The sequence below is a fragment of the Paraburkholderia dioscoreae genome (assembly GCF_902459535.1).
GTDB lineage: Bacteria > Pseudomonadota > Gammaproteobacteria > Burkholderiales > Burkholderiaceae > Paraburkholderia > Paraburkholderia dioscoreae.
Map to the genome: position 1 here is coordinate 3,197,259 of NZ_LR699553.1, position 25,543 is coordinate 3,222,801.

The 25,543-nt window shown below is 65.0% G+C and carries 21 protein-coding genes; 5 read left to right on the plus strand and 16 right to left on the minus strand.

From position 1 onward, the window contains the following. Window positions 1-24 precede the first annotated feature (24 nt). The 10 genes from PDMSB3_RS14270 to PDMSB3_RS14315 all read right to left on the minus strand — a co-directional run bounded on the left by PDMSB3_RS14270 (window position 25) and on the right by PDMSB3_RS14315 (window position 11,403). Window positions 25-2,412 carry a hypothetical protein gene (locus tag PDMSB3_RS14270; RefSeq protein WP_165186695.1) on the minus strand — a complete coding sequence of 796 codons (2,388 nt, stop codon included), beginning with the start codon at window positions 2,410-2,412 and terminating at the stop codon, window positions 25-27. 367 nt (window positions 2,413-2,779) lie between these two features. Then, complete coding sequence (locus PDMSB3_RS14275; RefSeq protein WP_007181064.1) at window positions 2,780-3,493, minus strand: ABC transporter ATP-binding protein; 714 nt, start codon at window positions 3,491-3,493, stop codon at window positions 2,780-2,782. Continuing rightward, window positions 3,490-4,242: an ABC transporter ATP-binding protein gene (locus PDMSB3_RS14280; RefSeq protein ID WP_165186697.1), complete on the minus strand. Its 753-nt coding sequence runs from the start codon at window positions 4,240-4,242 to the stop codon at window positions 3,490-3,492. The genes PDMSB3_RS14275 and PDMSB3_RS14280 overlap by 4 nt, the downstream gene beginning before the upstream one ends. Further along, window positions 4,239-5,531 (minus strand): branched-chain amino acid ABC transporter permease, encoded by a 1,293-nt coding sequence (locus PDMSB3_RS14285; protein WP_007181062.1) that lies wholly within the window; start codon window positions 5,529-5,531, stop codon window positions 4,239-4,241. Before PDMSB3_RS14285 ends, PDMSB3_RS14280 begins: the two co-directional genes overlap by 4 nt. Further along, complete coding sequence (locus tag PDMSB3_RS14290; RefSeq protein WP_007181061.1) at window positions 5,524-6,462, minus strand: branched-chain amino acid ABC transporter permease; 939 nt, start codon at window positions 6,460-6,462, stop codon at window positions 5,524-5,526. The genes PDMSB3_RS14285 and PDMSB3_RS14290 overlap by 8 nt, the downstream gene beginning before the upstream one ends. Window positions 6,463-6,466: 4 nt before the next feature. Then, entirely contained in the window at window positions 6,467-6,916 is a 450-nt protein-coding gene (locus PDMSB3_RS14295) for an acyl-CoA thioesterase (RefSeq protein ID WP_007181060.1), read from the minus strand. Between the two features lie 55 nt (window positions 6,917-6,971). Continuing rightward, window positions 6,972-8,120: an iron-containing alcohol dehydrogenase gene (locus PDMSB3_RS14300; protein ID WP_007181059.1), complete on the minus strand. Its 1,149-nt coding sequence runs from the start codon at window positions 8,118-8,120 to the stop codon at window positions 6,972-6,974. Between the two features lie 48 nt (window positions 8,121-8,168). Further along, window positions 8,169-8,699: an NUDIX domain-containing protein gene (locus PDMSB3_RS14305; protein ID WP_007181058.1), complete on the minus strand. Its 531-nt coding sequence runs from the start codon at window positions 8,697-8,699 to the stop codon at window positions 8,169-8,171. A 95-nt stretch (window positions 8,700-8,794) separates the two neighbouring features. Continuing rightward, window positions 8,795-9,826, minus strand: a complete 1,032-nt coding sequence (locus tag PDMSB3_RS14310; RefSeq protein ID WP_007181057.1) for a threonine aldolase family protein — start codon at window positions 9,824-9,826, stop codon at window positions 8,795-8,797. 131 nt (window positions 9,827-9,957) lie between these two features. Next, window positions 9,958-11,403, minus strand: coding sequence for a YbfB/YjiJ family MFS transporter (locus PDMSB3_RS14315; RefSeq protein ID WP_165186699.1), 1,446 nt, complete (start codon window positions 11,401-11,403; stop codon window positions 9,958-9,960). A gap of 114 nt (window positions 11,404-11,517) precedes the next feature. Here PDMSB3_RS14315 and PDMSB3_RS14320 point away from each other — a divergent pair, with 114 nt between their 5' ends. After that, on the plus strand, window positions 11,518-12,435 hold the full coding sequence (locus PDMSB3_RS14320; RefSeq protein WP_007181055.1) for a LysR family transcriptional regulator: 918 nt from the start codon (window positions 11,518-11,520) through the stop codon (window positions 12,433-12,435). 65 nt (window positions 12,436-12,500) lie between these two features. Here PDMSB3_RS14320 and alaS read toward each other — a convergent pair whose 3' ends face one another. Continuing rightward, window positions 12,501-15,125: an alanine--tRNA ligase gene (gene alaS, locus PDMSB3_RS14325; RefSeq protein ID WP_165186702.1), complete on the minus strand. Its 2,625-nt coding sequence runs from the start codon at window positions 15,123-15,125 to the stop codon at window positions 12,501-12,503. Between the two features lie 295 nt (window positions 15,126-15,420). Between alaS and PDMSB3_RS14330 the strand changes: the two genes are divergently transcribed. Continuing rightward, window positions 15,421-16,641: a CaiB/BaiF CoA transferase family protein gene (locus PDMSB3_RS14330; RefSeq protein WP_007181053.1), complete on the plus strand. Its 1,221-nt coding sequence runs from the start codon at window positions 15,421-15,423 to the stop codon at window positions 16,639-16,641. Window positions 16,642-16,683: 42 nt separating this feature from the next. Here the strand turns inward: PDMSB3_RS14330 and PDMSB3_RS14335 are convergent, their stop codons facing one another. Together PDMSB3_RS14335 and ggt are read right to left on the minus strand one after the other, a co-directional pair. After that, window positions 16,684-17,247: an RBBP9/YdeN family alpha/beta hydrolase gene (locus PDMSB3_RS14335; RefSeq protein WP_007181052.1), complete on the minus strand. Its 564-nt coding sequence runs from the start codon at window positions 17,245-17,247 to the stop codon at window positions 16,684-16,686. An 88-nt stretch (window positions 17,248-17,335) separates the two neighbouring features. After that, entirely contained in the window at window positions 17,336-19,090 is a 1,755-nt protein-coding gene (gene ggt / locus PDMSB3_RS14340; protein ID WP_165186704.1) for a gamma-glutamyltransferase, read from the minus strand. Between the two features lie 364 nt (window positions 19,091-19,454). Between ggt and PDMSB3_RS14345 the strand changes: the two genes are divergently transcribed. Beyond that, window positions 19,455-21,164: a glutamine--tRNA ligase/YqeY domain fusion protein gene (locus PDMSB3_RS14345; RefSeq protein ID WP_007181049.1), complete on the plus strand. Its 1,710-nt coding sequence runs from the start codon at window positions 19,455-19,457 to the stop codon at window positions 21,162-21,164. Between the two features lie 139 nt (window positions 21,165-21,303). After that, window positions 21,304-22,317 (plus strand): transporter substrate-binding domain-containing protein, encoded by a 1,014-nt coding sequence (locus PDMSB3_RS14350; RefSeq protein ID WP_007181048.1) that lies wholly within the window; start codon window positions 21,304-21,306, stop codon window positions 22,315-22,317. Between the two features lie 36 nt (window positions 22,318-22,353). On the opposite strand, the gene PDMSB3_RS14355 is transcribed toward PDMSB3_RS14350, so the two are convergent. Both PDMSB3_RS14355 and PDMSB3_RS14360 read right to left on the minus strand, forming a co-directional pair. After that, complete coding sequence (locus tag PDMSB3_RS14355) at window positions 22,354-22,803, minus strand: NUDIX hydrolase (RefSeq protein ID WP_007181047.1); 450 nt, start codon at window positions 22,801-22,803, stop codon at window positions 22,354-22,356. Between the two features lie 106 nt (window positions 22,804-22,909). Beyond that, the gene (locus PDMSB3_RS14360; RefSeq protein ID WP_007181046.1) at window positions 22,910-23,299 is read right to left on the minus strand and encodes an RT0821/Lpp0805 family surface protein; all 390 of its coding nucleotides are present in this window, start codon (window positions 23,297-23,299) and stop codon (window positions 22,910-22,912) included. Between the two features lie 301 nt (window positions 23,300-23,600). Between PDMSB3_RS14360 and PDMSB3_RS14365 the strand changes: the two genes are divergently transcribed. Then, window positions 23,601-23,840 carry a hypothetical protein gene (locus tag PDMSB3_RS14365; RefSeq protein ID WP_007181045.1) on the plus strand — a complete coding sequence of 80 codons (240 nt, stop codon included), beginning with the start codon at window positions 23,601-23,603 and terminating at the stop codon, window positions 23,838-23,840. A gap of 81 nt (window positions 23,841-23,921) precedes the next feature. Here PDMSB3_RS14365 and PDMSB3_RS14370 read toward each other — a convergent pair whose 3' ends face one another. Further along, window positions 23,922-25,343, minus strand: coding sequence for a cytochrome-c peroxidase (locus PDMSB3_RS14370; protein ID WP_051059000.1), 1,422 nt, complete (start codon window positions 25,341-25,343; stop codon window positions 23,922-23,924). Window positions 25,344-25,543 lie beyond the last annotated feature (200 nt).

Sequence of the window (25,543 nt, forward strand, 5' to 3'; positions counted from 1 at the left end):
CGCGCGGGCTTCGAACAGGCCGCGCTACTTCCTGACGGCCAGATCGACATCCAGGCCGCCGTCCTCACCCATTCTCACCGTTCCCTTCGCTACGTCCTTGCGATAAGCGTACAGGTCGAACTTCATCACGCCGGGATTCGAACTGTCCTTGATGAACGTGCGCGTGTTCGTCACCAGCGAGTTGAACATCTTCACGTCGCCTGACTCGATCCATACGAAGCTCCTGCCCGCGCCCGAAGGCGGCCTCGCGGCGGCGATGTTGCCGTCGCGTTTGAACTTCAGCACGAGACCTTCATCGGTGACTGTCGCGCTCGCGAGACGCCCTTGCAGAACCGGCGGCGGAAACACCGTGTACTGATCGAACACCAGTTCGTTGCCCTTTAGCGCGACACCCTTGCGCGTGAACGGCGTGAGCGAAGCGAGCGGAATATCCAGCGCACGCAGCAGGCCGGCCTGCGGCACGCCCAGCACTTTCACGGAAGTCGGTTCATACACGAGATGCCGCTCGTCTTTGGCGACGATCGTGCCGCTCATCGTGGTGGGCAGCCACACGCCGGGAAAGTGATTCCACAGCTTGATGCCACCCGTCACTTCGAGCTTGCCATCCACCGGCTTCAACTGCAGATCGTTCAGCGAGCGCGGCTCGTAATCGAGCAGATAGTCGTTGAAGAGCGCGGCCATTGCGGGCCACGGCTCCACGACGTCGCCGCCGATGATATGGATATCGTACTGATCGGGATCGTCCAGATCGACGGGTTGCCCCGGCTTTTTCGGCACCATCTGCGCATCGAGCGAACGCACGTGAAAACCGATGCGCCCCGCCACGTAGAAGTCAACGTTCTCGACGTGAATCAACGGCGCGGCGCCCGGCGAATGGCGCTCGTCGCTGAACGCCGAACGGGGGGTCGACATGCGTTGCCCGGAAAACGCCGCGCGCGTACCAACCGGAATCGCGCGTGCTACCGACGCGGTTTGCACAGACTGCGGCACGCGTTGCCACACGAGCCGCGCCTGCGCGAGTGCGGCCTGCTGGGCGCGAATGAAGCTGTCGTTAAAGCGCGCGCTCGCGCTGCCGGTTTGCAGTGGCGAGTCCTTGTCTTTGTCCGCGCCGGCTAGCGTCGTGTATGAAGGCAGATGCACGTCCAGCGCGCCCGCTTCGTCGAAGGTGAAATAGCCGGCCGCCATCTGATCGCGGTAGTGATACAGGTCCAGCACGAACGGCGCTTTGTTGTCGATCGGCGTGAGCGCCATGTCGATGTTCATCGTCATCGAGCGCATGAATTTGACGTCGCCGCCCTCCACCAGCATGCCGCGTGCGGGCATCGTCGCGGGCCAGACAATGTTGGGCACGCTGCCGTCGTCGAGCGCGAAGCGCACGCCCGAGGCGCTGGTCTCGATCTGCGTGATCGTCATATGCAACGCGGGCGGCGGCGTCAGTTTGGCCACCTGCATCACGACGTCGTCACCATCCAGACGCGCGATCGGCGTGTCCACCTTCAGCAGGTCGGCCATCTTCACGTGCGCGGCCTGCATCAGCCTGTCTGCGCCGACGCCGGCCACTTCGACATGATCGGCATGAAACACCAGCTCGGCGGCGTTGCGCATGGACAGCGATCCGCTCAGCACGATCGGCACCCATGTCTCGCGATGCATCTCGCCGGTAATGCGCAAGTTGCCGCCGTCCTGCGGCACGACGCGCATATTGCGCAGCGGCGAGCCCTGATACTGGAACAGGTAGCGATTGAAGATCGCCGTGAGTTTGGCGCTGTCGAGCGTGACATGGCCGCGGTGAACGTTGATCGTCACGCTGGTCGGATCGTCGAATACGATCGGCTGACCGGGACGCACCGGAGTCAGTGTCGCCGCCATGTCGTGAATCATGAAGCCGATGTCGCCGGTCACGCGGAAGTCCACGTCGCGTGCAAACATCAGCGCGCCGTCGATGCCGGAATCGCGCAGCGTCAGCGGACGGCTGCGCTTTTCGGTCATGCCGCTCGCGGATGGCACGCGCGCCGCGACGCTTTGTTCGGCGGCCAGTTGTTTGGCCTTGGCGAGTTCGAGGGCCGGACGTGCTGAAAAAGCGGGTTGGGCGGCGAGCGCTGCGGGTTGGGCGGCGGAAGCGGCGGCCGGCGAGGCGTTGGCGTTGGCGTTCGCATTTGCCCGACTGTCGCCGCTGCTGACTTTGTCGCCCGCCGCATCGGCCGCCCTGTTCGCCGCATTTGACGGCGCGGATGCCGCATCGCCGGTAGTCGAACTGGCCTCGGCGCAGGCTGACATCAGCAACGCGGCCGTCAACAGCGCGGCACCCGCGCTGATCGGCGGGCGCCAGGCGCGCTTCGGTTCTGAATCTCGCGAATCTAGCGGCAGCGGATCATGCGCCGATACCTCATCCAATACGCGTCCGTCTCTCATGATGTCTCCTCCTGAAGCCTCGACGCATCTCTCGCGCCCCGGGCACGGCATGGTGAGTCGCGCATACGCGGGCTTTAAACAGCAAGCCGCCGTCGCGCGTCTTTTACCCGATTGTCTTTATTTGTCAGCGCGCTGCCGACAAGATTTCTGGAGGACGCTCACCAAACGATCAAGCGTTTGAATCGCCGCGGCGAGTCATGGGAAATCCGCATGCACGCGGCCTGAGCGGCGCGCCGGCAGATGGGATTCAAACGGCATGATCGGTGCGATTCAAGCGCCGCGCGCACGATGCATTCAGCAGGACAGCAAAACGATCATCCATCGCCATGCGGCGCTGCAATAAAAACACAGCCAATAAGCGTCGCGCTCAACCGACGCCGAGCCATTCCCGCATCACATCGGTCCGCTGCAAGAACGACGCGAGCGCGCCGTCGAACACGACTTCGCCATGCCCCATCACCGCGACGCGACTGGCAATATCCTGTGCGATCACAAGGCGCTGTTCGATCAGCAGCATCGCCACGCCGCGATCGCGCAGCGTCCGCAAGCATCGGGCGACCTGCTCCATCACGAGACTCGCGAGACCCTCGCCGGGTTCGTCGATGACAAGCAGATCGGGGTCGCCCAGCAGCGCCCGCGCAAGCGTCAGCATCTGCTGCTCGCCGCCCGAGAGCGCGCCCGCACGCGTGCGCCTGCGTTCATGCAGCACGGGGAAAAGCGTGTAGGCGTCGTCGAAGGTGAAGCGCGGCGCGCGGCCGCGATCATTTGGCGCGACACCGAGTTGCAGATTCTCGTGGACGCTCAGCGTGGGAAACACGTCGCGATGTTCCGGCACATAGCCGATCCCGAGACGCGCGATCTCGAAGGTGCGCAGACCGCCGAGCGCACGGCCCGCGAAACGCAGTTCACCTTCGCTGCGCACGAGGCCCATGATCGCGCGTGCGAGCGTCGAGCGGCCCGAGCCGTTGCGGCCGACCAGCGCCAGCACCTCGCCCGCCTCGATGCCCAGCGTGACGCCGTGCAGCGCCTGGCTCGCGCCGTACCACGCGTTCAACCCGCGAATGTCGAGCAGGGCACTCATGTGCCGAACCCTTCGCCGAGATACGCGGCGCGCACCGCCGCGTCCGCGCGGATTGCCGCCGGCGTGCCGCTCGCGATGATGCGCCCCTGCACGAGAACGGAAATGCGATCGGCAATCGCGAACACCGCGTTCATGTCGTGCTCGACCATCAGCAGCGTACGGCCCGCCGTGGTCTCGCGAATCAGTTCGATGGCACGCGCCGCTTCCGCGCGGTTCATGCCGGCGGTCGGCTCGTCGAGCAGCAAGGTATGCGCGCCGCCCGCGAGCGCGATGCCCAGATCGAGCGCGCGTTGCTCGGCGTAGCTGAGCGTGCCGGCGAGGACTTGGCGGCGCGCGCTCAAACCCACCGCGTCGAGCACCTGTGCGGCACGCGCGTCGACCGTGCGCGACCCGCTGAAACGCTGCCACCATCGCGTGCGGTCGCGCTCCGCCAGCAGTGCCGCGCAGCGCAGATTGTCGAACACGCTGAGCCGCGCGAACACGCTGGTGCTCTGGAAGCTGCGCGCGAGTCCGCGGCGTGCGATCGCGGTCGGCGCAAGGCGGGTGATCTCGGCGCCGAACAGATCGATGCGCCCGGCGTTCGGCCGGGTACCACCGGCAATCAGATTGAAGAGCGTCGACTTGCCCGCGCCGTTCGGTCCGATCAGCGCGTGACGTTCGCCGGGCTGGACCGCGAGATCGACGCCGCGCAGAACCTGCGTCGAGCCGAAGCGTTTTTTGATGCCATAGAGTGCGAGTGCCGGGATCATCGCGCGTCTCCAGCGCTGTGCGTGGCGCTTGAGCGCATGGCTGCGAGGTGCGCTTGCGCGCGAATCGCGTAATGCGCCGAGAGTCCTCCCAGCGCCGCCAGCAATAAGACCGTGGTGCCGAGCCCGAGCGGCGACGCGCCCATCCCCATCAGCGCGCCCGTGCCAACTAAGGCCGCGCCCTCGTCCGCGCCGAATTGCGCGGCGTAGGCCCATTGCACCGCGAGCACGACGGCCGCCGTCCACAGCAGCGCGGCGGCCGCGCCCCACAGGTAAGCCGCGCGGCACCGGCGCCAGCCATATGCGGCCACACGCGCCGTATGACGCTGCACGAAGCCCGCCAGGCCATCCGGCGAAATCACCACGACCACGATGAAGAAGAGTCCCAGATAGAACAGCCAGGCCCGCGTGACGCTCGCCACCACGACACTGAAAAACGTCAGTACGACCGCGCCCGCGACCGGCCCGAAGAACGCCGCCGTACCGCCGATCACGGTGGCGATCAACACCGCGCCCGAGCGCATCATGCCGACGCTTTCCGTCGACACCAGTTCCACGTTGATCAGCGCCAACGTCCCGGAGATACCCGCAAAAAACGCCGACAATACCACCACGCCGTAGCGGATGCGGCGCGGGTAGCAGCCTATTGCCGCCGCCCTCACCGGATTGTCGCGCACGGCGTTGGCGAGGCGCATGAAAGGCGTGCGCGAGAGCGCGAACAGCGCCGCGCACGCGAGCAGGCACCACACCGCGATCAGCGCATATGCCTCGCGCGCTGGGCCGAAGCTCCAGCCTGCCCACTGCGCGCCGCTCGCGCGATCGATCGCCACGCCGGCCTCGCCGCCGAACCAGTCGGGCAGCGTCCACGCGGCGGCCGCCACGAGTTCGCCCAGACCGAGTGTGATCATCGCGAAGGCCGTGCCGGCGCGCCGCGTCGAAATGAACCCCAAGAGCAGCCCGCAGAGCGCGCCGCCGATACCGCCAACCAGCGGCAGCAGCACGAGCGGCACGCCGACCCGGTTGAACAGTTGCGCGGCCACCAGTGCTCCGAGGCCCGAGTAAGCGGCATGACCGAACGACAACAACCCCGTTTCGCCGAGCAGCAGATTGTAGGAAAGCGCGAACACGATCATCGTCGCGGTCTGCGCGAGGTAGGCGAGCAGCCAGCTTTGCGGCCAGATAAATGGCGGCACGCCAAGGAACAGGATGAGCGCCAGCCACGGCGCAAGCGCGCGCCGGAGCGCACGCGGTGCGGTCGCGGACAAAGCCGACGAGTCGGGTGCCTCACGCATGTTCGTCACGCCGCCCGAAAAGTCCGCGCGGGCGCAGTGCCAGCATCGCGACCAGCAGCAGATACGGAATCAGCGGTGCGAGTTGCGCGAGCGTCAGCGCGTCCCATTCGGCCGGCAGGGATGTGCCGAAGATCGACAGCACGTCGCCGAGCGACACGTTGCTCGCCACGGCCAGGGTCTGCACGCAGCCGACCAGCAGCGACGCCGCCAGCGCGCCGCCCAGCGAACCCAAGCCGCCGATCACGACCACCACGAACACGATCGAGCCGAGCGACTCCGCCATCCCCGGTTCGATCACGAAGAGCGGCGCGCCGATCACGCCGGCCAACGCGGCGAGCGCCGTGCCGGCCGCGAACACGCCGGTGAACACGCGCGGCACGTTGTGGCCGAGCGCTTCGACAGCGCTCGCGTGCGTGAGCGCGGCACGCACGATCAGTCCCGCCTTCGACACGCGCAACACGGCATGGAGCGCGCCCAGCATGGCGAGCGATACCACCATCATGAACGCCCGGTAGCGTGCGAACGCCGCGCCGTAGACGGTGAAGAGCGGCCCGTCGAGCACGGCCGGCACGGTCGCGGAAAGCGGGCTCAAGCCCCAGCCGAGCTTGACCAGTTCGCCGAGCAGATACGCCGCGCCGAAGGTCAGCAGCAATTCGGCGAGATGGCCATGCGCACGCACGCGCCGCAACAGCCAGCGCTCCAATGCCGCGCCGACCAGCCCGACGACAAGCGGCGCAATCACCAGCGCGCTCCAGAATCCCGCGCGCGCCGCCACGGAAAAGCCGACGTAAGCACCGAGCATGTAGAAGCTCGCGTGCGCGAAATTGAGCACGCCGAGCATGCTGAAAATCAGCGTCAGGCCCGCCGACAGCATGAAAAGCAGCAGGCCGTAACTGACACCGTTGAGCAGATTGACGACGAACGACTGCACGCGCCTATTCCGCCTGCCCGGCGGCGCTCAACGGTTCGAGCGCCGCGCGCAATTCGGCGGGCAGGCTCACGGGGCGCCGCGTGACGCGATCCACATACACATGTACGAAGTGTCCTTGTGCCGCGGGTTGATCTTCGCCTTCCTTGAAGAGCCCCACTTCGTAGCGCACGCTCGATGTGCCGAGCCGCACCACGCGCAGGCCGGCTTCGACCCGTTCGGGAAACACCAGCGGTGCGAAGTAGTTGCAGTGTGTCTCGACCACCAGCCCGATCGTCGCGCCGTGCTCGAAATCGAGCACGCCGGTGCGGATCAGGTATTCGTTCACCACCGTGTCGAAGTAGCTGTAATAGACGACGTTGTTGACGTGGCCGTAGACGTCGTTGTCCATCCAGCGCGTGGTGATCGGCAGGAAATGCGGGTAGGCGGTGCGCGCGGCGGGTACGGGTTTGTTCATGCCTGGCGTGAGTATGTTTGAAGTTGTCGTGCGCGTTACGCGGCTCTCGCTTTGTTCAGAGCGATTCGGTCAGCATGTGGCGGTAGTCGTCGGCGGTGGCTTCGCGTGGATTCGTGCGGTGACAATGATCCGCGAGCGCGCCCTGGATCACCTTGTCGAACATGCTTTCGTCGACGCCCATCTGCGCGAGGCCGGTAGGCAAACCGAGCCGCTCGGTCATATCGAACAGCGCCTGCGCGAGATCCGCGTTCTCCGGTAAATTCATCACGCGGCGCATTCTTGCATAACGGCGCTCGGCCACGACGCTGTCCGCGGTCTCGTTGAAGCGCAGCACCGCGGGCAACACAACCGCGTTCAGCGTGCCGTGATGCAGCGACGTTTTGCCGTTCACCGTCAGACCGCCCAGCGGATGCGACAGCGAATGCACGCAGCCAAGCCCTTTCTGGAACGCCATCGCGCCTTGCATCGAGGCGCTCATCATGTTCAGGCGCGCGTCGCGATCGCTGCCGTCCGCCGTCGCGCGTTCGATGTTGGCCCACGCGCGCTCCAACCCGTCCAGCGCGATGCCGTCCGCGGGCGGATTGAAGGCCGGCGCGAGAAAGGTCTCGATGCAGTGCGCGACCGCGTCCATGCCGGTGGCCGCCGTCAAACCCGGCGGCAGGCCGAGCGTGAGCGCAGGATCGCATAACGCCGACTTGGGCAGCAGATGCCACGAATGAAAGCCGAGCTTGCGGCCGTCGTTCAGGATCACGATCGCGCCGCGCGCGACTTCGCTGCCCGTGCCCGCCGTAGTGGGAACCGCGATCAGCGGCGCGGCCGCAGCCGTGATCTTCGGGCTGCCGCCTTCGATGGTCGCGTACTGCATCAGCGCACCGGCATGTGTGGCCGCGATCGCTACGCCCTTGGCCAGATCGATCGACGACCCGCCGCCCACCGCGATCAGACCGTCGCAGCCTTCGTCGCGGTACACCTGGGCGGCGGCGAGCACCATCGCCTCGGTCGGGTTCGAGGGCGTGTCGTCGAAGACCGGCACGGCGCCGAATTTCAATGCGTCTAGCGCGCGCTGCGCGAGGCCGGCCGCGACGACGCCCTTGTCGGTGATGATCAAAGGCCGCTTGATGCCGACACGTCCGCATTCGGACGATAACTGCGACAGCGCGTCGTAGCCGAGATGAATATGGGTCAGATAGAAAATATAGGCCATCCCGTGCTCCTCCCCGAGCGCAAGCTCGTCGCCCCGCTGATTGGTCTGCTACTGCCCCGGCCTCTCGACAAACTCGAACGGCAAGCCGCGCCGGCGCATCCACTCGCCGAGCGCCTGGCCGGTGCCCGCGCGCCACGGCCGCAACCTGGCCGGCTCGACCAGCCGGTATTCGAGCAATTCCGGCGACAGCGCCACTGTGCCATAGGCCTTCACGTGATACGCGATGATCAGTTCGTTCTTGCGGATGAATTCATAGACGCCGATCAGCTCGACCGTCTCCGCGTGCAGCGAGGTTTCCTCGAGCACTTCGCGGGCAATGCCCTCTTCCGGCGTCTCGCCGTTTTCGAGGAAGCCCGTAATCAGCGCGAACATGCCCTCCTGCCACGCGGCATTGCGCGCCAGCAGGATCTTGCCTTCATATTCGACGATCGCCGCCACCACCGGCAGCGGATTGTTCCAGTGGACGTAGCCGCACGCCGTATCGGGACAGGTCTGGCGGATGCGGCCGCCTTCGTGCGCGGCATCGGCGCGCTCGATCAGCGGCGTGGAACAGCGTGGGCAGAATCGGTATTGGGTCATGGGGTGAGAGAGACGTCCCGTTTGTTTTGTGTGATCGTGCGCGGCTGCGGGTGCGCGGCGTGCGGCGTGCGGTTTGCGGTTTGCGGTTTGCGATCTCAAGCCGCGCACAACTCCCGCACCTCGGCGGCGAACCGTTCGACCGTTTCCGGCTGCGTATCCCACGCGCACATCAGCCGGCACCCGCCCGCGCCGATGAATTCGTAGAACTTCCAGCCGCGCGCACGCATTGCCTTGGCGGCTTGCGCGGGCAATTGCGCAAAGACCGCGTTCGATTCTCTGGGAAACATGATGCTCACGCCCGGAATTTCCTGCAACCGCGTTTGCAGCAATTGCGCCATTGCATTCGCGTGACGCGCGTTGCGCAGCCAGACGTCGTTATCGAGCAGACCGAGCCAGGGGGCGGAAATGAAGCGCATCTTCGAGGCCAGCTGGCCGGCCTGTTTCAGGCGATAGGCGAAATCGGCGGCGAGCGCGCGGTCGAAGAACACCACCGCTTCACCGACCGGCAAACCGTTCTTGGTGCCGCCGAAACACAGCACGTCCACGCCCGCGCGCCACGTGATCTCCGACGGATGCACGTCGAGCGCGGCGACCGCGTTGGCGAAACGCGCGCCGTCCATATGCACTTTCAGGTGACGCCGCTTGGCGATCGCCGCGATCGCGCGCACTTCCTCGACGCTGTAGACAGTGCCGACTTCCGTCGACTGTGTCAGCGTGACGACTTTCGGCTTCGGGTAATGGATGTCGGCGCGGCGTGTGACGACTGCTTCGATCGCATCCGGCGAGAGTTTGCCGCCGACGCCCGGCGCCGTCAGCAGCTTCGAGCCGCCCGAGAAGAATTCGGGTCCGCCGCATTCGTCGGTTTCGATGTGTGCGAGATCGTGGCAGATCACCGAGTGATACGACTGGCACAGCGACGCGAGCGCCAGCGAGTTGGCGGCCGTGCCGTTGAATACGAAGAACACTTCGCAGTCGGTCTGGAACAGCTCGCGTAGACGGTCGCATACCTGGTTGGTCCAGGAGTCGTCGCCGTAGGCCGGCTCGTGGCCGCTGTTGTTGGCGGCGATCAGCGCCTCGAGCGCTTCGGGACAGATGCCGGCGTAGTTGTCGGACGCGAAATGTTGCATGGCTGGCGGCGCGCCCGGCGACAGGCGCGCTGAGATGACGGGAAAGCGGTCATTTTAGTGCGCCCTTCGGTTATTTGTTTTTCGGGGGCGGGCCGCCGGTGGCGATCGCGTCGATGTGCGTTCGGTCTGCGTCAGTCGCAGCCGCAATCGGACATGCGGCCACGGCCAACCGGCAGGCGCGCGACGATGGCGAGCCCCGCCGCGCCCGCCAGCAATGCGGCCGCCGCCAGCCACAGCGCCGGCGAAAACGATCCGCTCTGCGCGGCGATCGGCGCGGCGACCAGCGGGCCGGCGATCTGTCCGACGCCATAGGCCGCCGTCGCATAACCCATCAGCGCAGCCGCGTTGTCGCCGCGCAGACGCCTCGCCTCGCGCATCGCGAACAGGGTGATCGCGGTGAACGGCAGACCGATCAGGATGCTGCCGAGTGAGAAGCCGCCCGCCGTCGGCCAGACGATACCGAGGGCGATGCCGGCCGCCTGCAGCACATAGCAGCCGGCGAGCAGTGCACGGTTGTCCCAATGCGCCGGCAAACGCGCCGCCAGCAGTGCGCCGACGATCAGCGCCGCGCCGAACATCGGCCAGAACAGGTCGGGCCAGGATGAGCCGGGCAACGCATGACGCGCGATCACCGGCAGGAAAGTGGCAGTGATGATGTAGCCGAAACCGGGGATGCCGTAGAGGAGGACGAGCCAGAAGGCGTCGGCGGGGTGGGTGGCGGCGGGGGCGGGGGTTGTGGCGGCGCTGGTCGTGGCGGGGGCGTGGGTCGTGCCGGCGCTGGTCGTGCCGGCGGCGGAGGTCGTGCCGACTCTGCTAGTGCCGGCACTGGTCGTGGCGGAGTGGGCTGTGACGGCGCGGGCCGTGGCGGCACTCTTGATGCCCGCTCCCTTGATGACAGCTGGCTTATCGGCGTCGTCCCTGGTGGCGGCCGGCGCGGTATTGGAGCCCGCCACGCGAGCACCCGACCCATTTCCGCGACCACTAAACACCGGCCAAACCGCAATCGACAGAACAGCGCCAACGAGCCCAAAACCGAGCCATCCCATCGCGGGCCCGTACCCATCCGCCACCGTGACCAGCAGGCCCGTTCCGACGATACCCGCGCCCGGCCCCGTATAGATCACCCCGCTCCACTCAGGCGCGCCGAGTTCGGCGAGCCGCCGCAAGCCCCACTGCGATGCGAAAACGAACGTCATCGCACTGACCGCCCCGGCGAGGAAGCGCACGGCGGCCCACACCCAGAACTGCCCCGTCACGCCCATTGCCAGCGTCAGCAGCACTGTCGCGGCGAGCCCCACGCGCACCATGCGCGCCGGTTCGATCCGCAGCGCCGCACAGGCGACCGCGCCGACGAAATAACCGGCGTAATTGAACGACGCGAGCCAGCCGCCATGCTGAATGTCGATCTGCGGCTGGCCGAATGCGCTGCCATGAAGCATCAGCGGCAGGAGCGGCGTGAACGCAAATCGGCCGATGCCGAGCGCGACCGCCAGCGTGACCATGCAGGCAAGCGCGGCGCGGCGGGCGGCGTGGCGTCCCGCAAGGCTGCCGTGGGCGAGGGAGGCTGATTGATTCATGAGCAGGCGACGATGGATTCAGTCAACGAGTGGGATGGCTGAATTCATGGTAACGTGACCTTTCAATCACGAAAAATGAATAATTCGGATACCATCCATCGCCAGGAGAGAATCATGGATCTGGCCGCCCTGACCATTTTTCGCGCGGTCGTGCGGGAAAACGGCGTGACGCGCGCTGCTGCCAAGCTCAATCGCGTGCAATCGAACGTCACCACGCGCATCAAGCAACTCGAAGAGCAACTGGGCACCGACCTGTTCATCCGCGACGGCCGCCGTCTCGTGCTGACGCCCGCCGGCGAGACGCTGCTGCCCTACGCCGAGCGCCTGCTCGCGCTCGCGGATGAAGCGCGTCATGCGGTACGCGAGGATCGCCCGAACGGGCGCCTGCGTTTGGGCACGATGGAAAGCGTCGCGGCAACGCGTCTTCCTGCGCTGCTCGCGCGCTATCACCAGCAGTGGCCCGCAGTCGCGCTGGAACTGGAGACCGGCACGACCGGCAAGCTGATCGAGCGGGTGCGCGAATTCGAAGTGGATGCCGCGTTGGTGGCGACGCCGTTGGACCCCGCAGCGCTCGGCGAATTATTCGAATGGGTGCCGGTGTTCACGGAGGAACTGGTAATGCTGACGCCTCGCGGGCACCGGCCGATTCACGACGTTCAGGACATTGCGCTGTCGACGCTGATCGCGTTCGAGCGCGGCTGCGCTTACCGGGCTTATATCGAGAAGTGGTATCTGGAGCACGGCGTGAGGCCGGCGCGAGTGCTGGAGCTGGGCTCCTATCATGCGATCGTGGCTTGCGTGGCCGCTGGTGCGGGCGTGGCGGTGGCGCCACGATCAGTGCTGGATCTGCAGGCCGACGCCAGCAATATCGCGGTGCATGAACTGCCCGATATCGGAATGGTCGAGACGCTGCTCGTCTGGCGGCGCGGGCATTTTTCGTCCGCACTGAATGCGCTCAAGCAGGCGATGGTGGCACCGGAAAATGCCGCGAATTTGCCCGAACTCGCCGCTGCGGCGGAAGGGTCTTCCTGATCTGAACTCAGGCCACGCGGCGCGCCCACACTGCCGGCGCCCCGCGTGGCCCGATCATGCCCGAATCAAAGCTGGCTTTCGACCCAGCCCTTGACGCCGGCCAGTGCCGCCGGCAGATTCGCCGGCTCGGTGCCGCCAGCCTGCGCCATATCCGGACGGCCACCGCCCTTGCCGCCGACTTGCTGCGCCACGAAGTTGACCAGTTCGCCCGCCTTGACCTTCTTGCTTGCGTCTGCCGTGACGCCGGCAATCAGGCTCACCTTGCCGCCTTCGACCGACGCCAGCACGATCGCCGCGCTCTTGAGCTTGTCCTTCAGCTTGTCGACGGTTTCGCGCAGCGTCTTGACGTCCGCGCCTTCGAGCGTAGCCGCCAGCACGTGCACGCCGCCGACTTCGATCGCCTGACCAGCCAGTTCGTCGCCCTGGCTCGACGCCATTTTCGACTTCAGCGCGCTCAGTTCCTTTTCGAGCGACTTCACCTGGTCCTGCACCTGCACGATGCGCTGCGTCAGCTCCGACGGCTGCGCCTTCAACACAGCGGCAGCCGCGTTGATGCGCGCGTCGAGGTCCTGCACGAAGCGCACGGCGTTGTCGCCCGTAATCGCTTCCACGCGACGGATGCCCGCCGCCACGCCGCCTTCCATCACGATCTTGAAGAGGCCGATGTCGCCGGTGCGATGCACGTGCGTACCGCCGCACAATTCACGCGAGAAGCCCAGGTCGAGCACGCGGACTTCGTCGCCGTACTTCTCGCCGAACAACGCCATTGCGCCGCCCTTCACTGCCTCGTCGAACGACATGACGCGCACGATGCCCGGCGCGTTCGCCAGCACCTCGGCGTTGACGATTTCCTCGACACGGCGGATCTGCTCGTCTGTCAACGGCGCGTTGTGCGCAAAGTCGAAACGGGTCTTGTCCGCGTCCACGAGCGATCCCTTCTGCTGCACGTGCGTGCCGAGTACTTCGCGCAACGCCTTGTGCATCAGGTGCGTGGCCGAGTGGTTGCGAGCCGTGCGGGCGCGGCGCACCGCGTCGATTTCCGCTTTGACGACGTCGCCCACTTTCAGCGTGCCCTGCTCGAGCGTACCGTGATGACCGACCACGTCGGCCTGCACCTTCAGCGTATCGCTCACCGCGAAGCGCACGCTCGCGTTGGCCAGCACGCCCTGGTCGCCGACCTGGCCGCCCGACTCCGCGTAGAACGGCGTGTGGTCCAGCACGACGACAGCCTGTTGCCCCTGGCTTGCCTGCTGCACCGACGCGCCATCCACATACAACGCGATCACCTTCGCGTCGTCGAAGACGACTTCGTCGTAACCGTGGAACGTGGTCTTCTCGCCCGAATATTCGAGTCCTTGCGCCATCTTGAACTTGCCTGCCGCGCGAGCCTGTTCGCGCTGACGCGTCATGGCTTCGTCGAAGGCGGCTTCGTCGACCGTCACTTCGCGCTCGCGGCACACGTCTGCCGTCAGGTCCAGCGGGAAGCCATACGTGTCGTGCAGCTTGAATGCGAGTTCGCCGTCGAGCGTCTTGCCGCTCCCGGCTTCGAGCTCTGCGAGCGCGCCTTCGAGAATCGACATGCCGTGTTCGATGGTTTCAAAGAAGCGCTCTTCTTCCTGACGCAGCACGTCGGTCACGCGCTGTTCGGCGTCCTTCAGTTCCGGATACGCTGCGCCCATTTGCGCGACGAGGTCGGCCACCATGCGGTGGAAGAACGAACCCTTCTTGCCCAGCTTGTAGCCGTGACGGATCGCGCGGCGCACGATCCGGCGCAGCACGTAGCCGCGGCCTTCGTTACCCGGAATCACACCGTCGACGATCAGGAACGAGCACGCGCGAATGTGGTCGGCAATCACCTTCAGCGAGTTGTTGGTCAGGTCGCTCACGCCGGTTTCACGTGCGGCGGCCTTGATGAGCGCCTGGAACAGGTCGATCTCGTAGTTGCTGTGCACGTGCTGCAGAACCGCGGCGATACGCTCCAGACCCATGCCAGTGTCGACGCACTGCTTGGGCAGCGGCGTCATGTTGCCTTGCGCGTCGCGATTGAACTGCATGAACACGAGATTCCAGATCTCGATGTAGCGGTCGCCGTCTTCTTCAGGAGACCCCGGAGGCCCGCCCCACACGTCCGGGCCGTGGTCGTAGAAAATTTCCGAGCACGGGCCGCACGGGCCGGTGTCGGCCATCTGCCAGAAGTTGTCCGATGCGTAGCGCGCGCCCTTGTTGTCGCCGATGCGGATGATGCGCTCGACCGGCACGCCCACTTCTTTCGCCCAGATGTCGTGCGCTTCGTCGTCTTCGTGATAGACGGTGACCCACAGCTTGTCTTTCGGCAGCTGGTACACGCCCGTCAGCAGTTCCCACGCGTAGTGGATCGCGTCGCGCTTGAAGTAGTCGCCGAACGAGAAGTTGCCCAGCATTTCGAAGAACGTGTGGTGACGCGCGGTGTAGCCGACGTTTTCCAGATCGTTGTGCTTGCCGCCGGCGCGCACGCTGCGCTGCGCGGTCGTGGCGCGCGAATACGGGCGCGACTCCGCGCCGAGGAACACATCTTTGAACTGCACCATTCCCGAATTGGTGAAGAGCAGGGTCGGGTCGTTGCCGGGCACAAGGCTCGACGAGCGAACGATCGTATGGCCCTTCGATTCGAAGAACTTGAGGAATTTCTCGCGGATTTCGGCGGCTTTCATAGCGTGCGGGGGACGGGTTTGCCAGTTCCCTGGCTGTTACCGGCGGCATCGTGGGATGCGCCAACTGTTTGTTTCTTAAACGACTGATTATACGGGATCGGCGCCCGTGCGCGGCAGCGCGCCCTGCATGGCTGGCCGTTCGGCCAGGTTTAGCCGGGCCGCGCCGTTGATTCCGTAGAGCGTTGTTTGTCCTATGTCGTTCGGCTGACTGCGCCCGCGTGCCGGAATCGCTTAAGATTGCCCCCATTCGCGGCGTCTTGCGCGCCGCCTGGCTACCTAGGAGACATCTACGAACATGGGCGCTCTCAGTCATATCCGCGTGCTGGATCTCACACGCGTGCTCGCCGGCCCCTGGTGCGCGCAGACCCTCGCCGATTTCGGCGCCGACGTGATCAAGATAGAGCGCCCGGAAGTCGGCGACGACACCCGCCACTGGGGACCGCCGTACCTCAAGACGCCGGACGGCGCGGATACGCACGAGGCCGCGTACTACCTCGCGGCGAACCGCAACAAACGCTCGGTCACCGTGGACATCGCGTCGCCCGAAGGCCAGCGGATCATCCGCGAACTGGCCGCGCAGAGCGACGTGGTGCTGGAGAACTACAAGGTCGGCCAGTTGAAGAAGTACGGCCTCGACTACGCGTCGCTCAAGGAAGTGAAGCCCGACCTCATCTACTGCTCGGTAACCGGCTTCGGGCAGACCGGGCCGTATGCCCAACGCGCCGGGTACGACTTCATCGTGCAAGGCATTGGCGGCTTCATGAGCATTACCGGCGAGCGCGACGGCCAGCCGGGCGGCGGCCCGCAGAAGGCCGGCGTGGCGATCGCCGACCTCATGACCGGCATGTATTCGACCATCGCCGTGCTCACCGCCCTCACGCACCGCGACCGCACGGGCGAAGGCCAATACATCGACATGGCGCTGCTCGATGTGCAGGTGGCGATGCTGGCCAACATGAACTCGAACTACCTGGCGAGCGGTCAGCCTCCGGTGCGCTGGGGCAATGCGCATCCCAACATCGTGCCGTACCAGACTTTCCAGACGAGCGACGGCTGGATCATCGTCGCGGTCGGCAACGACGGGCAGTTCCGCAAATTCGTCGAAGCGGGCGGCCGTCCGGAACTGGCAATCGACGAACGGTTCGCCACCAACCCGGCGCGCGTGCGGAATCGTGACATCCTCGTGCCGATTCTCGCGGACATGGTCCGCCTGCAGGGCAAGCAGCAATGGATCGCCGCGCTCGAAGCGGCAGGCGTGCCGTGCGGGCCGATCAACGATCTCGGCGAGGTGTTCGAGAACGAGCAGGTGGTGGCGCGCGGGTTGCAGGTCGATCTGCCGCATCCGTCGGGCGCCACCGTCAAGCTGGTGCGCAATCCGATCAGGATGAGCGGCACGCCGCCCGAAGCGCTGGCGCATCCGCCCACGCTCGGAGAACACACTGCGAGTATCTTGCGCGACGTGCTCGGATACGACGAAGCGAAGATCGCGGCGTTGCGCGCGCAGTCGGTGATCTGAGCGGGCCGGCGGCGCAGTTCAGGCCTTCGGGCCTTCGGGCCTTCAGGCCGCCGCGCCGAACGACGCCAGCCACTTGCGCCCTTCGTCCCAATCGCCAAGGCCGCTGTCCGCATTGATATGGCCGCACGCGCCGATATCGATCCAGCGGCTGCCCCACGCATTCGCGCAGGTCCGTGAAAACGGCACGCCGCCGTAGGGGTCGTCGCTGCTGGCCACGACAATGGTCGGAAACGGCAGGCGCACGAGAGGCACAGGCGCGAAACCGCGCGCGTCCTGCGGGAAGTGGGCCCCGGCGGGATCGGGCGGAGCGACTAGCAAAGCGCCCGCCACCTTCGCAAGCTGCGCGGCGCTCGCGTACTGCGACGCCCAGAAGGCCACCGTCAGGCAGCCGAGACTATGCGCGGCGAACACCACGGGCGCAGCGGCGGCGGCTACGGCTTCATCGAGCGTGCGGCACCAGGCGTCGCGTTCGGGGTGATCCCAGTCCGGCATCTGCACGCGTTCGAATGACGGATTCAGCGCTTCCCAGCGCGTCTGCCAGTGGCCGGCGCCCGAATTCTGGTAGCCCGGCAACACCAGCGTTCTCAATCGTTCCTGTACGCTCATCGCGTTCCCCGTCGTTGGTCGTTGTTCGCAGTTTATTGTTTTCGACCGAGGTTTTGGCCTGCGGTTTTGGCCCACCCCGCCGGCCCCTTCAATGCATCACGCGCGCCACGCCCACGCCGCGAGGGTCCGCCGCCGGTTCGGGCGTCGTGCCCTCGATGCGGATCATCTGCACGTCACCGTTGAACGACTGCCCCTCGAGCGTGTAGCCCTTCGCTTGCAACTGCTCGGCCAGTTCCCCCGTGATCGGACGATACGGCTCGAAATAGATCGTCTTCTGCGGCAACAACTGATGGTGAAAGCGCATTGCGGCGAGCGCGTCGGCGGGCGGCATATTGAAGTCGTACAGGTCGGTCATCACCTGGAAAATCGACGTCAGAATGCGCGAGCCGCCTGGCGTGCCGATCACGAGCGACACCTTGTCGTCCTTCAGCAGAATGGTCGGCGTCATCGACGACAGCGGGCGGCGGCCGGGCGCCACCGTGTTGACTTCGGCGCTGCCCGCACCCGACGGGCTCGCACCGGCCGGTTTGGTGACGAAGTCGTCCATCGCATCGTTCAACAGGAAGCCGCCGCCATCCACCACCACGCCTGAACCAAAATCGCCATTTAACGTGTACGTGTTCGACACGGCATTACCCCACTTGTCGACCACCGAAAAATGGGTGGTTTGCGCCTTCTCCGGCGCGGCGCCGCCGAGGCCAGGCTTCACCGGCGCCGCGCCCGGCACTTCGTCGGGTTTGACTTCGTCGGCGCGTTGCGCGAGGTAGGCGTCGTCGATCAGTTTGTCGACCGGCACCTTGAACGAATCAGGATCGCCCAGGTATTGCTGCCGGTCGGCGAACACACGGTCCTCGATCTGGGCGATCAGATGGATATACGGCGCGGAATTCAGGTCGAGTCCGTCGAACGCCGGCTTCAGATCGGCTTTCATCTTCAGCATCTGGATCAGCCCGACACCGCCCGAACTCGGCGGCGGCGCAGTGACGACCCGATAGCCGTTCCACTCGGCGGTGAGCGGCTGACGCCACACCGCCTTGTATTGAATCAGATCCTGCTTCGTGACGAGGCCGTGGCCGTACATCTGCTGGGCGATCAGATCCGCGGTGCGGCCCTCGTAGAATTCGCGCCCGCCGTCGCTCGCAATACGCGACAGCGTCTGTGCGAGTTCCGGCTGGCGGTACGTCACGCCCGCCTTCAGACCGGAAAAGTAGGCGTCGAAATTGGTCTTGCCGGCGAAGCTTTTCGTCGCCGCGTCGCGGCGCTGCTGCAACCACGGCTCGACCTGGAAGCCGTCGGTCGCATAGCGGATCGCGGGCGCCAGCACCTGCTTCCACTTCAGCTTGCCGAAACGCTGCTGCGCCTGCCACATGCCCTCCACCGTTCCCGGCACGGCTACGGCGCGATGGCCGACGACGCTCATGCCCGGCAGCAGATTGCCCTTGTCGTCGAGGTACATGTCGCGAGTCGCCTGTTGCGGCGCGCGCTCGCGATAGTCGAGGAAGTAGGGTTTGCCGTCCATGAACACGGTCATGAAGCCGCCGCCGCCGAGGTTGCCCGCGTCCGGACAGGTCACGGCCAGCGTGAAGGCGATTGCGACCGCCGCATCGACTGCGTTGCCGCCAGCCGCGAAGATCTGCTGCGCCGTGTCCGCGCTGTAGCGGTCCGGCACGGCCACCGCCGACGCGTCGAATACAGCCTTGGGCGGCGGCGTTTTCGCGAGCGCGGCCGTGGGCGCGAGCGCGCCGCCGGTGAACGCGGCAAGCATTGCCGACACCGTCAGGATCCGGGCGAAACAAAGCGAGGCGAAAGGCGCGCGAAGCGCGCCATGTGTCGGGACAGACATCCGAGAAACTCCGGCAACTGAGGGCGCCATGTTGCACGAACCGCAGGAATTCGCGCAAGGCGACAAAGGAATGTACGGCCTGAGTACGGGAGGCACACGACCCGGTGCGGCGCCAGAAAGCCTAACGCAGGCATAGCGCGCGCGAGCGGACGAGGCCGCGCCGCTCGCATCGTATGTCGGCCGCGAACGCAGCAACAAACCGTTTTACCTCCTGTTACAGCGCCGGCCCGGCCGCGGAATTTGCCTCAAAACCGCTCAAACGTTGGCGGCATGCCGCACTCGCCTGCCGCAACGGGGCTCGTCAGGTAGAATTGTCGGATAAGAGGGCGCATTGCGCGCCCCCGACAGACTTTCACCTTCTCGCATGAATACCGAACGCAACGACGCGCCAGCGGCATCCAATTTCATCCGCAACATCATTGACGAAGACAACCGCACCGGCAAGTGGGGCCAGCGCGTCGAAACGCGCTTTCCGCCCGAGCCGAACGGCTATCTGCATATCGGTCACGCCAAGAGCATCTGCCTGAACTTCGGCGTGGCGCGCAGCTACGGCGGCGTGTGCCATCTGCGTTTTGACGACACCAACCCGGAAAAGGAAAGCGTCGAATACGTCGACTCGATCATCGACGCCGTGCGCTGGCTCGGCTTCGAGTGGGAAAAAGACGGCAAGGAGCAGCTCTACTTCGCGAGCGACTACTACGACAAGCTGTACGAATTCGCCGAACTGCTGATCCAGCGCGGCAAGGCGTACGTGGACAGCCAGTCGGCCGAGGAAATGCGCGCGACCCGCGGTTCGGCCACGGAAGTCGGCACGCCCTCGCCGTTTCGCGAACGTTCGGTGCAGGAGAACCTCGACCTGTTCCGCCGCATGAAAGCCGGCGAGTTCAAGGAAGGCGAGCACGTGCTGCGCGCGAAGATCGACATGTCGTCGCCGAACTTCAACATGCGCGATCCGGTCATCTACCGGATCCGCTTCGCGCATCACTACCGTACCGGCGACAAGTGGTGCGTGTACCCCATGTACGACTACACGCACTGCATCTCGGACGCGCTGGAAAACATCACGCATTCGCTGTGCACGCTCGAGTTCGAAGATCACCGTCCGCTGTACGACTGGATCCTGAACGAGCTCGCCGAAGCCGGCATTTTCACGCGCCCGCTGCCGCAACAGATCGAATTCTCGCGCCTGAACCTGACCTACGCGATCACCAGCAAGCGCAAGCTGTTGCAACTCGTGACCGAGGGCCATGTGGACGGCTGGGACGATCCGCGCATGCCGACCATCGTCGGCGTGCGCCGGCGCGGCTTCACGCCGGAAGCGATCCAGTTGTTCTGCGAGCGTATCGGCATCACCAAGGTCGATTCGTGGATCGACATGAGCGTGTTCGAAGGCGCACTGCGCGACGATCTCGATGAGAAAGCGCCGCGTACCGCCGCCGTCCTCGATCCGGTCAAGCTGATCATCGACAACTTCCCGGAAGGCGTAACCGAGCCGTGCAACGCGCCGGTCCACCCGCATCATCCGGAAATGGGCGTGCGGGAGTTTCCGATTTCGCGCGAACTGTGGATCGAACGCGACGATTACAACGAAACGCCGCCGAAGGGCTACTTCCGCCTGTTCCCGGGCAACAAGGTGCGCCTGCGTTACGGCTACGTGATCGAATGCATCGGCGCCGACAAGGACGAGAACGGCAACATCGTCGCGGTTCACTGCAACTACTTCCCGGACAGCAAATCGGGCACCGAAGGCGCGAACAACTACAAGGTGAAGGGCAACATCCACTGGGTCAGCGCGGCAGCCGCGTGCCCGGCCGAAGTGCGTATCTACGACCGTCTGTTCAAGGAGCCGCAACCGGACGCTGGCGGCCGCGATTTCCTCGAAGCGCTGAATCCCGATTCGAAGCGCGTGGTCAACGCCTACCTGGAACCGGGCGCGCGCGAGGCGCTGCCGGAGCAACGCTATCAGTTCGAGCGCCACGGCTACTTCGTTGCCGATCGCGTCGATTCGAAGCCGGGCAAGCCCGTATTCAATCGCATCGTCAGCCTGCGCGATAGTTGGGGCAAGCCGGCGTAAGCCGGAGCGCGAGCTTGCGTAGCGCAGTTGACGTTGAATACGGCGTGCGTCCTGTCAGAAAGATGCACGCCGTTTTGTTGCATCATGTTCCATCGACAGTGACGGCGCAGTGTTTGCGAGCGCCAGTCCCGGAGGTCCGATGAAAGTTGCAGCCCGCCACAGGGCAAGTATCGAGCACACCACGCCGACCTCAGCGCAGCCCGCAGCAGGGCACGCAACGGGCAGTACCGCGCGTGCCACGCGCGGCAGCGCCTGTGGTGCGCGTGGCGCACTCATGGCGCTGGCCGCGTTCGGCGCGCTGTCGCTGGCCTGCTCCGCGCACGCGGACGAACTCACCGGCACGCTGAAGAAAATTCACGACGACGGCGTAGTCGTACTCGGCGTGCGTGAAGCGTCGATTCCGTTTTCCTACTTCGACGGCCAGGGCACGGTCGGCTACTCGCAGACCATCGCGCTGCAAATCGTCGACGAGATCAAGAAAACGCTCGGCATGCCGCAACTGAAGGTGCACGAGATCACGGTCACCTCGTCGAACCGTACGCCGATGCTGCTCAACAACCAGATCGATCTGGAATGCGGCTCGACCACGCACACGGTGGAACGCGAAAGTGTGGCCGCGTTCTCCAACAGTTTCTTCCAGTACGCCGTGCGCATGATCGCGCGCAAAAGCAGCGGCATTACGGATTTTCAGGATCTGGCCGGCAAAACGGTCGTGACGACGGCGGGCACCTCGGATGAACGTCTGCTGCGCCGTCTGAACACCGACAAGCACCTGAACATGCGCATCACCAGTGCGCGGGATCACCTCGAAGCCTTTGGCGCAGTCAAGGACGACCGGGCGGTAGCCTTCGTGATGGACGAGCCGATCGTGTACGGCTTCAAATCGACCGATTCGCGCCCCGACGACTTCGTGGTGACCGGCACGCCGCTTGGCTATGAAGTCTATGCGTGCATGTTCCGCAAGGGCGACGAGCCATTTCGCAACCTCGTGAACGGCGTGATCGCGCGCGGCCAGACTTCCGGTGAAGCGGAGCGTCTGTACAGGCAATGGTTCACGCAGCCCATTCCGCCGCACGGCATCAATCTGAATTTTCCGCTCTCGGAACAGAATCGCGCCCTCTTCGCGCATCCCAACGACCGCGCACTCGACTGAGCCGCCAGGCGGCCTATGCAGTCGCCAGCTTTGCCGTTATAGCGACCGGTGCAATTCCGCGAGCGACAGCGTGGTCTGAAAGAGCCGCGTGAGACTGCGGCTCGCATACCTGTCGACTTCGTCCGGCGCGGTCCAGCGGTAGGCATCCATTTCCGGAATCAGCGTGCCGTCGTAGCGGCGTGGAAAGAGCGACGTGCAGGTGCACACGCTCAGGTCGAGTTCGTCGGCGGTGGCACGCGCGCCGAACAGATGCAGATCCTTGTCGCGCCGGTAGACGAACAGGCCAAGATCTTTGAGGCGCGCGGGCTCGATGGCGATACCGGTCTCCTCGACCATCTCGCGCAGCGCCGTGACATGCGGCGCCTCGCCTGCTTCGCCGTGCCCTTTCGGAATGTCCCAGTGCGATGTCTCGGTGGCGTGCGCGAGCAGCACGCGGCCGTCCGGGTCAAGCAACACGATGCCGCATGAGATCACCCGCGCGTTCATTGCGACACCGCTTCAAGCGAACGCGAACCCAAGCTCAAACGCACGCGCAAGGCTTCGAACCGCTGCGGCAGAAAGCGGACACGCGCCGCATTGACCGCCTGCATGCTCAATGCTTTTTCTGCAATTGCCAGGTGCCGCTACCCTGCTTGCAGAATTGCGGGCGCAGGTTCATGGATTGTCCCTTGGCACTCAGCACGACGCCGACGTCACGGCAGGTGCGTTCGCCGTCTTTGGCCGTGCTCGCGACCGTGATCGCCGCGTCGATCTTCACGCTATTGCCGGTGCCTTCGTTGACCCAGTTCGTGGTTTCCCCGTCCTGCTTGCCGTTCAGTGCGGAGACGACCGCCTTTTTCACCGAGTCGATGTCGCGCTGTTTCATGTAGCTAAGCGGCGTGTCGTTCAGAAAGCCGAGGTTCGCTGCCTGCGCGCCGATCGCGCCGGCCAGCAACAGACTACCGGCGCTCAGGTGACACAGGGCACGGGTTCTCATCGACATGAAGGGTTCTCCTCGAAAGTGTTCGGACGGTCTCGAGCGCACTCATGGCGTCTCGTGATCTGGACCCCAAAAGCATAGCATGTCGCCCCCAGAGCGACAGTGAGAAACGGCTGAGCTGTGAGCCAGGGCAAGCCCCCGTGAACCGGGCATGCGTACCGCACCGCTCGCCGAATCATGCGCTGGCGCCGATGGGCGACCAAACCCCATTTTAGGACGTCTCCCATTCCGGGCAGCAGAAAGCTTTCTTAAGATGGCCTGTCGCGCTTCCGCAGCGATCGAAACACGCTCAAGACCTCTCGCCATGCACATCCTGCCCGCCCTGGAACTTTTCGCTGCCGCGCTGGCGCTGCTTTGTGTCGCGCTCGTGCCGGTGGCTATCCGTCGCGATCCAGGGCTCGCGCGGCCCATCGTGCGAATGGACGCGTTGCCTCGCGCTCGCTGGCCCAATCTGCTGATGCGCGGCGGCATTGCTTGCCTGCTATTGTCCTTCGCCTGGCTGCTCGTCGGCTGCTATTACTTGCTGGCGAGTGCAGGAGATTGAGCGTGGCTTGAGCGGCGGACCATGCCGGCGCCGTAGCCGTCGCCTCACCTTCGGCCACGCCTTGATTCGCTTCGTTCCGCTTCATTTCGCGGCTAGTGAATTGGCCGATCCGCCACCCGCCTTGTATCCGTCCGTCAGCGTGTTCAAAAACGCGACCACGTCCTTGATTTCAGCTTCGTCGAACACCGGCTTGTCGCCCGGCTTGCGGTCGAACGGCGGGTCGGTATTCAGATTGGCCCAGTACTTCTGCGGCAGATCGTCGAACTTCTGCACCTTGCCTTTCGACACCGAATAGAACTTCTCAGGGTTCGTGTCGCGCGCCGCATAGAAGCGCACCACCTGATCGAGCGAATGATAGATGCCGTTGTGGAAGAAGCTCTTTTTCAACGCCACATTGCGCAGCGTCGGTGTGCGGAAAATGCCGCAAAACTCGGCACGGCCCTTCAGATCGGTTCGCTCCGGCCCGCACGCGCCGAGGTCGTAGAAATGCGGATCGCGATTCACCGGCAGCGCGCGATTGCGCGGCACGCCGATCGCAATCAGACCAAAGTCGCTGAACTGCGGTGGCGCACCGTCCCTGGTGCGCTGGCTGATGTGGCAGCTCGCGCAATTGCCTTTCTGTTCGTCGTTGAAGAGCTGCAGGCCGCGAAGCTCGGCTTGCGTCAACTGTGCGTTGCCCGCGAGATACGCGTCGTACTTGCTGGTGTACGGATAGAAGATCTCGGGCGTCTGCTCGAAGGTTTCGAGCGCTTGCAGCACAGCCTTGAAGGTGGCATCGTCGCTATCGAAAACGTGTTCGCCGAAAGCCGTGCGGAAAGCGTCGGCGTACGGCGCGGCCTTGACCGCCGCGGCGACCTTGGCCGGCGTACTGCCCATCTCGAACGACGACAGCAGCGGAATACGCGCCTGGTCAGCGCCGCGGTCGACCCGGCCGTCCCAGGTCAGCCCGCCGGTCGGTCCCGCGTCCACGCTTTCATCGCCTTCGTCATCCGACTCGTGATAGTGCTCGGCGAACGCCGGCACCGATTGCAGATACTTCAGCGTCGGCGCGGCGCGCATGCCCGTGCGGTGCATATCGCTACCGCCCAGTTGCACCGATAACGCGTTGGCTGGCGAAAACGCATGGTCCGGACTATGGCAGGACGCACAAGCGAGCTTGCCCGAGCCGGAGAGCGACGCATCAAAAAACAGCTGCTTGCCGAGCGCTGTCATCTGCCGTACGGATTCGTAGACCTGCGCGCGTGTCTGTCCCGCTTGATGGGCAGCGGCCGGCACCGCCGCTACCGGCACGGACGCATGCGATGCGCCAGCGCCCGTGCTCGCCGCTTCACTCGCGACGGCCGCCGTATCCGGCGCGCCCGCATCACACGCGGCAAGGCTCATGGTCATGGCCGTCAGCGCGAACGCCGCCGCGAGCCGCACGCGCTTCGACGTGCGCCCGGCACAACGCCGCACCTCGACTCCAGCGATTATTTTTCGAATTCCCGACAGACCTGGCCGCATAGGAAAGATGTGAGTTTGCGATAGTGAAGTCGGCGAGCGTATTTCATTAGCATGTCTTTAAAATGACATGTAGCCAACGGAATCTTCATATCAGAAGCAATTCGTAATTAATTACATCTTTCTGTCAAATTGCCTGGCCAAACTTTCTCTGGCGGCCGTCCGTGTAAGGAATGCACGCGGCCCGTCCCCAACGCGAGAGA

Bases quoted from the DNA above. Each gene is read 5' to 3' on its own strand.
- PDMSB3_RS14280 (WP_165186697.1), bottom strand. From the start codon at position 4,242: ATGATCCCGGCACTCGCACTCTATGGCATCAAAAAACGCTTCGGCTCG.
- PDMSB3_RS14355 (WP_007181047.1), bottom strand. From the start codon at position 22,803: ATGAACGCGCGGGTGATCTCATGCGGCATCGTGTTGCTTGACCCGGAC.
- PDMSB3_RS14300 (WP_007181059.1), bottom strand. From the start codon at position 8,120: ATGGCCTATATTTTCTATCTGACCCATATTCATCTCGGCTACGACGCG.
- PDMSB3_RS14370 (WP_051059000.1), bottom strand. From the start codon at position 25,343: ATGCGGCCAGGTCTGTCGGGAATTCGAAAAATAATCGCTGGAGTCGAG.
- PDMSB3_RS14275 (WP_007181064.1), bottom strand. From the start codon at position 3,493: ATGAGTGCCCTGCTCGACATTCGCGGGTTGAACGCGTGGTACGGCGCG.
- PDMSB3_RS14350 (WP_007181048.1), top strand. From the start codon at position 21,304: ATGAAAGTTGCAGCCCGCCACAGGGCAAGTATCGAGCACACCACGCCG.
- ggt (WP_165186704.1), bottom strand. From the start codon at position 19,090: ATGTCTGTCCCGACACATGGCGCGCTTCGCGCGCCTTTCGCCTCGCTT.
- PDMSB3_RS14330 (WP_007181053.1), top strand. From the start codon at position 15,421: ATGGGCGCTCTCAGTCATATCCGCGTGCTGGATCTCACACGCGTGCTC.
- PDMSB3_RS14295 (WP_007181060.1), bottom strand. From the start codon at position 6,916: ATGAACAAACCCGTACCCGCCGCGCGCACCGCCTACCCGCATTTCCTG.
- alaS (WP_165186702.1), bottom strand. From the start codon at position 15,125: ATGAAAGCCGCCGAAATCCGCGAGAAATTCCTCAAGTTCTTCGAATCG.
- PDMSB3_RS14270 (WP_165186695.1), bottom strand. From the start codon at position 2,412: ATGAGAGACGGACGCGTATTGGATGAGGTATCGGCGCATGATCCGCTG.
- PDMSB3_RS14335 (WP_007181052.1), bottom strand. From the start codon at position 17,247: ATGAGCGTACAGGAACGATTGAGAACGCTGGTGTTGCCGGGCTACCAG.
- PDMSB3_RS14365 (WP_007181045.1), top strand. From the start codon at position 23,601: ATGCACATCCTGCCCGCCCTGGAACTTTTCGCTGCCGCGCTGGCGCTG.
- PDMSB3_RS14305 (WP_007181058.1), bottom strand. From the start codon at position 8,699: ATGACCCAATACCGATTCTGCCCACGCTGTTCCACGCCGCTGATCGAG.
- PDMSB3_RS14315 (WP_165186699.1), bottom strand. From the start codon at position 11,403: ATGAATCAATCAGCCTCCCTCGCCCACGGCAGCCTTGCGGGACGCCAC.
- PDMSB3_RS14310 (WP_007181057.1), bottom strand. From the start codon at position 9,826: ATGCAACATTTCGCGTCCGACAACTACGCCGGCATCTGTCCCGAAGCG.
- PDMSB3_RS14285 (WP_007181062.1), bottom strand. From the start codon at position 5,531: ATGCGTGAGGCACCCGACTCGTCGGCTTTGTCCGCGACCGCACCGCGT.
- PDMSB3_RS14320 (WP_007181055.1), top strand. From the start codon at position 11,518: ATGGATCTGGCCGCCCTGACCATTTTTCGCGCGGTCGTGCGGGAAAAC.
- PDMSB3_RS14360 (WP_007181046.1), bottom strand. From the start codon at position 23,299: ATGTCGATGAGAACCCGTGCCCTGTGTCACCTGAGCGCCGGTAGTCTG.
- PDMSB3_RS14345 (WP_007181049.1), top strand. From the start codon at position 19,455: ATGAATACCGAACGCAACGACGCGCCAGCGGCATCCAATTTCATCCGC.